Genomic DNA, 3,662 nt, shown 5'->3' on the forward strand with positions numbered 1-3,662 from the left:
CGCTTGCGGCGGGCATCCGGCAGTTCCGGAAGCGTGCGGCGGATTTCTTCCACAAAGGCCGGGTCAGTCACGAGACGAACCATGTCCGGTTCCGGGAAGTACTTATAGTCGTGGGCATCTTCCTTGGAGCGAATCACGATAGTCTTGTCGGCGTTGGGATCGTAACGCTTGGTGCACTGTTCCACTTCCTTGCCGGCATCGAGGGTCGAGGCCTGCAGGTTCATTTCGCAGTACAGGGCCTTTTCCAGGTTCGTGAAGCTGTTCAAGTTCTTGATTTCGGCGCGGATACCAAACGGAGCGTCTTCGCTTGCACGGAGGGAAATGTTGCCGTCGCAGCGCATGTTGCCGTTTTCCATGTTGGCGTTGGAAACGCGGGTGTATTCCAGCGTCTGCTTGATCTTCTTCAAAACCAGCACGGCTTCTTCGGGGCTACGGATATCCGGTTCGGTCACGATTTCGCAAAGCGGGGTGCCGCAGCGGTTCGCGTCGAAGTGGGAATCGGTCGGGCTCATGTCGTGGATGAGCTTACCGGCATCTTCTTCCATGTGGATACGGGTAATGCCGACGCGCTTCTTGGTGCCGTCTTCCTTGACGATTTCGAGCCAGCCGTTCTTGCAAATCGGGTGGTCGTACACCGGAAGTCCGCCCGTCTGGGTAATCTGGTAACCCTTCGGCAGGTCCGGGTAGAAGTAGTTCTTACGGGTCCACATGGCGTTCAGGTCGATTTCGCAGTTGAGCGCAAGCCCAAGGCGAATGGCGTATTCCACGGCCTTCTTGTTCGGAACAGGCATGGCACCGGGCATACCGAGGCAAACGGGGCACACGTGCTTGTTCGGGGTCGTATTCACTTCGATTTCGCAGCCGCAGAACATCTTGGTTTTAGTAGCGAGCTGGCAGTGTATTTCAAGACCGATAACAGGACAGTAGTTGGACATAAAAACTCCGTATTATTTTACGGGGAATAATTTAGCAACTTTTGCGCAAGGCGAGTACGCCTCAAAATCCAAAAAAAGCTCTTTATCGCAGTACAATCGGGCCATTCCTTTTCCACATAGCCTAAAAAGAATCTAGTTTAACATTAGCGTTCTTTTCAACGGGAGGCACAATCATGAATCTCTCCAGAATAATCGCATTTTTCTGCGTTACAGGCATTCTCGCAGGCTGCGCATCCATGCCCAGGGAACTTTCCGACCACAAGGAAATACCGGGAGGCGAATACACGGGGACCGCCGAAAACAACAGGCCAGAAGAAATCAAGTACCAGAAGCTTCCCGACAACATCCAATACGTCCGAGCCAGCGATTCGCTCGTCGTCGCCACTTACGACAAACTAAAAGCGGCGCTTGCCACCGATGAAACGGTTCTGGAAATCGCAGACTACCTGTTCCTCATGCCCGGGACTTGGGAAAAAATTGCAAGCACCGGACAGAACGAGACTTTCAACAAACGAAAAAACACGTACACGTTCGATGCGGGAAAGGAAAAATTCAAGTTCCTCTATGCAATTCCCAAGACCGACAAATCGGCCCGGAAGGCATGGGAAGCGGTCAAGCGTGAAATTCGCCGCCCCGCAATATACACCGCGGAACCCGGTAGCGAAGAAGCAAACGCCCTGGGCAGCATAAGCATCCGCGCCATCAGCACACAAGAAATGGAAACCATCGTCTGGTTCAGTCCCTTCAAGATGGTCGAGCCGATTTTCATCGTCAACGACAAGTACCTTCTGGGATTCAACAAGAAGGGCAAGCTGGAAGTTCTCGACGAAATTCCCTACTACCTCCCCTTCTACGAGAAACTGAAGGTAATCCTGATTGAGCGCGAGCAGCAAAAGCAGCAAATGTCGCCGCAGCGCTAATCGCAAGGGAAAAGGAAATTCCCGTCTAGATTTCGTCTAGAGTAAAGACCGCAACGTCCGTCGCGTCGCGGAAGTTCGCGCATTCCGTGAGAATGCAATCGGCGCCGTTCACAAACGCAGTTGCAAGGCGAAGCGCCTCGTTCTCGGAGAGCTTGTGGTTGGTCTTCTGCGAGGCCGCATAGAGTTCTGCAGCCTTCACGGAGATTTCCGCATTCACTTCGCAACAGCGGACATTCTTCGAATTTTCAAAGAACTCGCGGTACTGCCGGGCAAGTACGCCCTCGTTCGCTCCGAAAGCCTTCTGGGTAATTTCAAACAAGGTAACCGCCGACACCAGGACCTGCACGTTCTTTTCGTAGGCCATGTCGAGCACGCCCGATACCGCCGGGTAAAAGTCCGGGTGCATCTGCAGCAGCCGGACCAGCGGGCCCGAATCCAAGAAAAGAACGCGGCTCTGTGCGATATCCCTTATCACTGATAGATTTCCATATAGGCGATGTCTTCGCGCATGTTGGCGCGGACCATCTTGAAACGTTCGGCCTTCGGGTAGAAGTACCAGATCATCCACTCACCCGCCATGTCGGTGCGCTTGGTCTTGATGGCGACGGGCTTTTCGCCCTTGTAGAATTCGCGCTTGTGCGGAATCACGTGTTCGAACGGCCTGTAGGTATGCACGGTTTCGCCCGCCTTCCTCTCGATAAAGCCGTTACCGCCCTTGCTCCAGGTGATATACACGGCGCCGTTCTCGTCCTTTGTCTCTTCGCAGCTGTCAAAGCCGCTTCCGCACCACAGGTACTTCTTGAACTTGAATTCCTTTTCGGGCATGTTGAACACTTCAGCCTTGCGGGTGTTACCCTTATAGTTATTGTACTCGCCCGCGAGCGTGTAGCTTCCGACGTTGTAGTCATCGCAGCCGCGCTGAGCGACTTTCACCCTGCGGCCCGTAACGGCGATATCCACGATGCATCCATCTTCCTGGTAGGCAAAACGGGCATGTCCGTTCGCTTCACGGATTTCGAGATTGCCCATCTCGATTTCGGCGCGACCGCTCTCGGGGCCATTCTGGATAACCACGTTGAACCGCTTGGGATTGTTGGGAGACTTTTTCAGATAAACGCTTCCCGTCGCCGAAGCGTACTCACCGCTCAGGTCGAGCGCTTCCTGCTGGAAACGAGCCAGTTCCGCACGGCGCACCCATACGGTTCCGTACTTGCAGTCGATGGGCACGTATGTCGGGGGTTCCTTGGGTTCACGTTCCACCCAGGTCACGACCTTCGTCTTCTTGACTTTCGTCTTGGGCCTGCCCTTCTTGTCCTTGACAACGCGGCCCTTCTTGTCCGTCACTTCGACGGTTTCCTTGACCCATGAAACTTTCTGGACCTTCTCCTTGGGAATGGGAAGTTCCTTCATCCAGTCCGACTTGGAGAGCGCACCGACCGGCGCAGATTCATCGACCCCGTTTTTTACTTTCTTATAAACGGGAAGTGTTTCTTGAGCAAAAGCGATTGCAACTAGCAAAAAAGCAATAAAACAGATAATTTTTTTCAAAACAAACCTCACAGGCGGGAAATCTAACATTTTTGCAAAAAAAACTGACCGCTTTTTATTATAGCAACCTTGTTTTTACTAAACTTTTGACATATTGAATTATCAAAGGAGAATTCATAGATGAAAAAGATGATCCTCGCTTCTTGCATTCTGGCAGCAGCCGTATTTGCTGCTCCTGAAGCAGCACCTGCCGACGCGAAGGCGCCCGCCGCTGCCCCCGCAGCAGAGGCCGCTCCCGCCGCTGAAGCTCCCGCCGCAG

Annotated in this window: 4 protein-coding genes; 1 reads left to right on the forward strand and 3 read right to left on the reverse strand. The window is 53.3% G+C overall.

Going from position 1 to position 3,662, the window contains the following annotated elements; all coding sequences use genetic code 11:
• The coding region (gatB, locus tag IK012_RS06310) for an Asp-tRNA(Asn)/Glu-tRNA(Gln) amidotransferase subunit GatB (protein WP_290952019.1) at window positions 1-935 on the reverse strand (935 nt) is incomplete at its 3' end.
• A gap of 173 nt (window positions 936-1,108) precedes the next feature.
• Between gatB and IK012_RS06315 the strand changes: the two genes are divergently transcribed.
• A complete protein-coding gene (locus IK012_RS06315) occupies window positions 1,109-1,855 on the forward strand; it encodes a hypothetical protein (protein WP_290952022.1) in 747 nt (248 codons plus the stop codon).
• Between the two features lie 25 nt (window positions 1,856-1,880).
• Here the strand turns inward: IK012_RS06315 and IK012_RS06320 are convergent, their stop codons facing one another.
• Together IK012_RS06320 and IK012_RS06325 are read right to left on the reverse strand one after the other, a co-directional pair.
• Window positions 1,881-2,330 carry a PIN domain-containing protein gene (locus tag IK012_RS06320; RefSeq protein WP_290952025.1) on the reverse strand — a complete coding sequence of 150 codons (450 nt, stop codon included), beginning with the start codon at window positions 2,328-2,330 and terminating at the stop codon, window positions 1,881-1,883.
• On the reverse strand, window positions 2,327-3,373 hold the full coding sequence (locus IK012_RS06325; protein ID WP_290952029.1) for a hypothetical protein: 1,047 nt from the start codon (window positions 3,371-3,373) through the stop codon (window positions 2,327-2,329). The genes IK012_RS06320 and IK012_RS06325 overlap by 4 nt, the downstream gene beginning before the upstream one ends.
• Window positions 3,374-3,662: the final 289 nt, after the last annotated feature.

Source organism: Fibrobacter sp., from assembly GCF_017551775.1.
GTDB lineage: Bacteria > Fibrobacterota > Fibrobacteria > Fibrobacterales > Fibrobacteraceae > Fibrobacter.